Source organism: Mesorhizobium sp. (assembly GCF_024509055.1).
GTDB lineage: Bacteria > Pseudomonadota > Alphaproteobacteria > Rhizobiales > Rhizobiaceae > Mesorhizobium.
Genome location: NZ_JANINM010000134.1, coordinates 1 through 4280, shown reverse-complemented (window position 1 = coordinate 4280; position 4280 = coordinate 1). Strand labels below are relative to the sequence as shown.

At 63.7% G+C, this 4280-nt stretch carries 6 protein-coding genes; 1 reads left to right on the top strand and 5 read right to left on the bottom strand.

What is annotated here, in order from left to right:
• The coding region (locus Q0L57_RS07100) for an ATP-binding cassette domain-containing protein (protein ID WP_296740024.1) at nucleotides 1-872 on the top strand (872 nt) is incomplete at its 5' end.
• A 62-nt stretch (nucleotides 873-934) separates the two neighbouring features.
• On the opposite strand, the gene Q0L57_RS07095 is transcribed toward Q0L57_RS07100, so the two are convergent.
• From Q0L57_RS07095 to Q0L57_RS07075, 5 genes are all read right to left on the bottom strand, one after another.
• Complete coding sequence (locus Q0L57_RS07095; protein ID WP_296740023.1) at nucleotides 935-1246, bottom strand: PilZ domain-containing protein; 312 nt, start codon at nucleotides 1244-1246, stop codon at nucleotides 935-937.
• 106 nt (nucleotides 1247-1352) lie between these two features.
• Nucleotides 1353-1841 carry an NUDIX hydrolase gene (locus tag Q0L57_RS07090; protein WP_296740020.1) on the bottom strand — a complete coding sequence of 163 codons (489 nt, stop codon included), beginning with the start codon at nucleotides 1839-1841 and terminating at the stop codon, nucleotides 1353-1355.
• Between the two features lie 196 nt (nucleotides 1842-2037).
• Complete coding sequence (gene gpt, locus Q0L57_RS07085) at nucleotides 2038-2538, bottom strand: xanthine phosphoribosyltransferase (RefSeq protein ID WP_296740017.1); 501 nt, start codon at nucleotides 2536-2538, stop codon at nucleotides 2038-2040.
• Nucleotides 2539-2670: 132 nt separating this feature from the next.
• Nucleotides 2671-3504, bottom strand: a complete 834-nt coding sequence (locus Q0L57_RS07080) for a universal stress protein (protein WP_296740014.1) — start codon at nucleotides 3502-3504, stop codon at nucleotides 2671-2673.
• 112 nt (nucleotides 3505-3616) lie between these two features.
• Nucleotides 3617-4280, bottom strand: a 664-nt coding sequence (locus Q0L57_RS07075; protein WP_296740011.1) for a competence/damage-inducible protein A, incomplete at its 5' end; no start/stop codon positions are given.

The window sequence follows — 4280 nt, the reverse complement described above, 5'->3', positions numbered from 1 at the left end:
GCACGCATATCCGCAACCTGCAGCGCTCGATCAACGACATGGAGGAACTGGTCGATTTCCAGGCCGAGCCGCTCGGCATCGAGGACAAGCCCGGCGTCGGTCCCATCCGGATCTCCGACGGCCGTATCGCATTCGATAGGGTGACGTTCCACTATGGCAATCACCGGCTGCCGCTCTACCGCGACTTCTCGGTCGAGATCGCGGCGGGCGAGCGCATCGGCCTGGTCGGCCATTCGGGCTCTGGCAAGACGACCTTCGTCAAGCTGATCCAGCGCCTCTATGACGTGAATGCGGGCCGCATCCTGATCGACGGCCAGGATATCGCGCAAGTCGCGCAGGCGTCGCTGCGCGGCCAGATCGCCATCGTGCAGCAGGAGCCGATCTTGTTCCACCGGTCGCTCGCGGAAAACATCGCCTATGCCAGGCCGGGCGCTTCGCAGGCCGAGATCGAGCATGCGGCGAAGCTCGCCAGCGCGCATGACTTCATCGTCAACCTGCCCAAGGGCTACGGAACCCTGGTCGGCGAGCGCGGCGTGAAGCTGTCGGGCGGCGAGCGCCAGCGCGTGGCGATCGCGCGCGCGTTCCTGGCCGATGCGCGCATCCTGATCCTGGACGAGGCGACTTCGAGCCTCGATTCCGAATCGGAGGTGCTGATCCAGAAGGCGATGGAGCGGCTGATGGTCGGACGCACCACCCTGGTGATCGCGCACCGGCTGTCGACGGTGCGCGCGCTCGACCGGTTGCTGGTGTTTGACCACGGCCGCATCGTCGAGGAGGGCTCGCATGACGAACTGATCCGGCTGAGCGGCGGCATATACCGGCGGCTGTTCGAGCGCCAGGCGCTCGAGCTGACCAAAGGGCTCGTCGCGTAGGGTCAACCGGTGCCTGGCTTTTAGCCGGGCGCCGGCCCGAGAGGGCTTTGCTGATTTCGGTGTCAGCCGTAGTGCAGCTTGGGCTTGGGCTCGGTTCCGGTGAACTGGACGCCGATGCGATCGTTGCGGCGCCAGCGCACTTCCGCCCGATAGGCTATGCCGTCGACCGGGACATAGAGGAGAAAACGGTCAGGGACGCGTGATTCCGGCGCGACTTTCAATTCGGCACCGCCGGGGTTCTGATTGCGCAGGGTGCAGCTTATCTCGGAATTCTGGATGCCGGTGATGATCGTTCCGCCCTTGAGCACGCGCTGACGATGCTCGCGCCGGTGTTCGCCGGAGTTCTCTTCCAGTGGTTTCGCGGTGTTCGTCATCGATCGACGCTGTTAGCCGATTCGGCCCTGCTTCAACGACCAAAGCACTCACGCCTTTGCCCTGCAATGTACAGCCTGCCCGGCGGAAGCACAAATAATTGATGTGTCAGGGGAATTTGTAAGGATCGGCGCAAAAGTTCGAGATGATCTCGCACAGGTCGGGCTCGTTGACCATGCCGACGGCCTCGGCGGAGCCTGCCCATTTGCGCGTGCGCGCATGCCTCTCTTTCCAACGGTCGGCGACATGGCCGACCTTGAGTGGAAAAACCAGCACCTCACAAGGCACTTCCTCTCCGGAGGCAAGAACCTTGCCGTAGAAATAGCGGCCTGCTTCGAAGTGCGAGATCGCGCCGCGCAGCCCCGCCTCTTCGCCCGCTTCGCGGGCTGCGGCCTCGCAGAGCGGCTCCCTGGCCTCCGGCCAGCCCTTGGGCAGCACCCAGCGTCTGGTGTCACGGCTGGTGATCAGCATGATCTCGACGCCATGATCGGATTCGCGCCAGGGCAGGGCAGCAACCTGCAGACGGCAGGGCACTGTGCCGAAAAGTCTCTGGACTCTTTCGGCCACATGGTTTTGCGCTGCCGGCCTCATCAACATCGAAGCTGCCCCCAGCCTCCGGAATCGTTTGCCACCTTAGGAATCTTACGGCGAATTGTGCGCTTTAAAAGTAAAAAACTTCACTCTGTAGGAAAATCCCACCAGAAAAAGTCGAGCTCGCAAAGCGATTGTGCTCACGCCGCGCGATTCCGTGGCATGATCATGCCTTGGCAACCGGTTTTCTTGGAAAATGGCGTCAGCCGGCGTGATCGTCGGCGATCGGCTTCTGGTAGGTGAAGCCCATGTCCCACGGGAAATAGATCCAGGTGTCCTGGCTGACCTCGGTGACGAAGGTGTCAACCAGCGGCCGGCCCTTTGGCTTGGCATAGACTGTGGCGAAATGCGCCTTCGGCATCATGGCGCGCACGATGCCAGCGGTCTTTCCGGTGTCGGTCAGGTCGTCGATGATCAGCACGCCAGCGCCTTCGTCGGCGAGCAGGGGAGGCGAGATCTCCTTCAGCACCTGCAACTGACCCTGGCTGGTATAGTCATGGTAGGAAGCGACGCAGACCGTCTCGATGATGCGGATGCCGAGCTCGCGCGAAATGATCGCCGCGGGCACCAGGCCGCCGCGGGTGATGCAGACGATCGCCTTCCATTGTCCCTTATTGGTTCCGGAGAGGCGCCAGGCGAGCGCACGCGCGTCGCGATGGAACTGGTCCCAGGAGACCGGAAAGGCTTTTTCGGGAAGGGACATGGTTCGCGCACTCCGCAAGGCGCGCCCACGGCGCGCGGATACTGATGGAATGCAGGCGGAATTAGCCGGAAAGCGCTGGCCTTGGCAAGGTGGCGCAATCCGATCTCTGTGGACGCGGGTGGACCGGTACCGTCAACGCGACAGGAAAGCGGCCACGTTCGACGTGCGCAACACAGTGCGGGTGACGCCGCCGAACAGGAGCTGGCGCAGCCAGGAATGGCTATAGGCGCCGAGCACCAGCAGGTCCGCGCCGGATTCGGTTATTCGGGCCTGTATGATGTCATCTACCGCGATGCCGGCGGATTTCTGCACCGAGACGCTGACATTGGCGCCGTGGCGGGACAAGGCGGCAGCGATGTCGGCGCCGGCCGCCTCGGGGGCCTCGTCCAGGGTGTCCGGAGGGTCGATGACGAGAATGTCCGTCTTGTCGGCCTCGATGATGAAGGGCAGGGCGTCGAATGCCGCCCGCGCTGCTTCCTTGCTGCCGTTCCAGGCCAGCAACACCCGCCTGAACGTGGTCACGAGCGGCCCCCCATGCGGCACGACCAGCACCGGCCGACCCGCGTCGTAGACGAGGGTGTCGACATCGGCGCCCGGGTCGCCCCCGGTGTCACGCTGGGCGGCGACAATCAGATCGGCGGCGCGCACGCTCGATATGCCGGTCAGCGCGCTGTCGCCGGAGAAGCTCTCGAAACTGCGCCACTCGAAGGAAAGGCCAGCCTCCTCGATACGCCGCAGAAAAAACGCGTGCAGCTTGTCGGCCCGCTCCTTGTTCATTTCCGCCGAGACCTGCAGGAACTCGGTGTCGGGAAAACCAGTGGCTGACGTATAGGGAACCGGAAGCGCCTCGGCGTGAATGCCGACAATATGGCTTTCGAAACGCTCGGCGAGCGGAACGGCGCAGTCGAGCACCCGTTCGGCATCCTGTTCGTTCTGCAAAATGGCGACGATTGTCCTGAAACGCATGACGGCCCTCGAATGTCGACGCTACGCGCCTGCCGCGGCGGTGAATTCCGCTAGCAAGAAACGTCACACCATCCTGCTTGGTTCCGGCGTGGCCGCAAGCGTTGCCAGCGCCTCAACCAGCGGCGGACAAACCCGCCACCATGGCTTCGACATCCCTGCGCGCGGCCTCGAGGGCGCCTTCGCTGCGGGCGCGAACGACGAGCTCGGTCCAGAACTTGCCGTCGCCATATTTCGGATAAGAGCCGATGATGGTGTCCGGATGCGCCTTCTGGATATCGGCCAGCGGTCCGCCGATCAGGCCTTCGCCGAAGGGGCAATGCACGGTAGCCGAAAGCATCTTGGTGCCCGTCTTCAACGTTGGAACGACATTGTCGAGCATCGCCTGGAAGATGGACGGCACGCCAGCCATGACATGGACATTGCCGATGCGGAATCCGGGCGCCACCGATACCGGATTATCGATGTGGTCCGCGCCGCGCGGCATGCGTGCCATGCGCTTGCGCGCCTCGGTGAACTCGATGCCGCGCTGGGCATAGCTTGCTTCCAGCATGGCGTAGGCCTTGGCGTCGTATTCGCACGGCACGCCGAAGGCCTTGGCGACGGAGTCGGCGGTGATGTCGTCGTGGGTAGGGCCGATGCCGCCGGTGGTGAAGACGTAAGTGTAGCGCGCGCGCAGCGCATTCACTGCAGCGACGATCTCGTCCTCCTCGTCAGGGACGACGCGCACTTCCTTCAGGTCGATGCCGATCGCCGTCATGATGTCGGCGAGGTGGCCG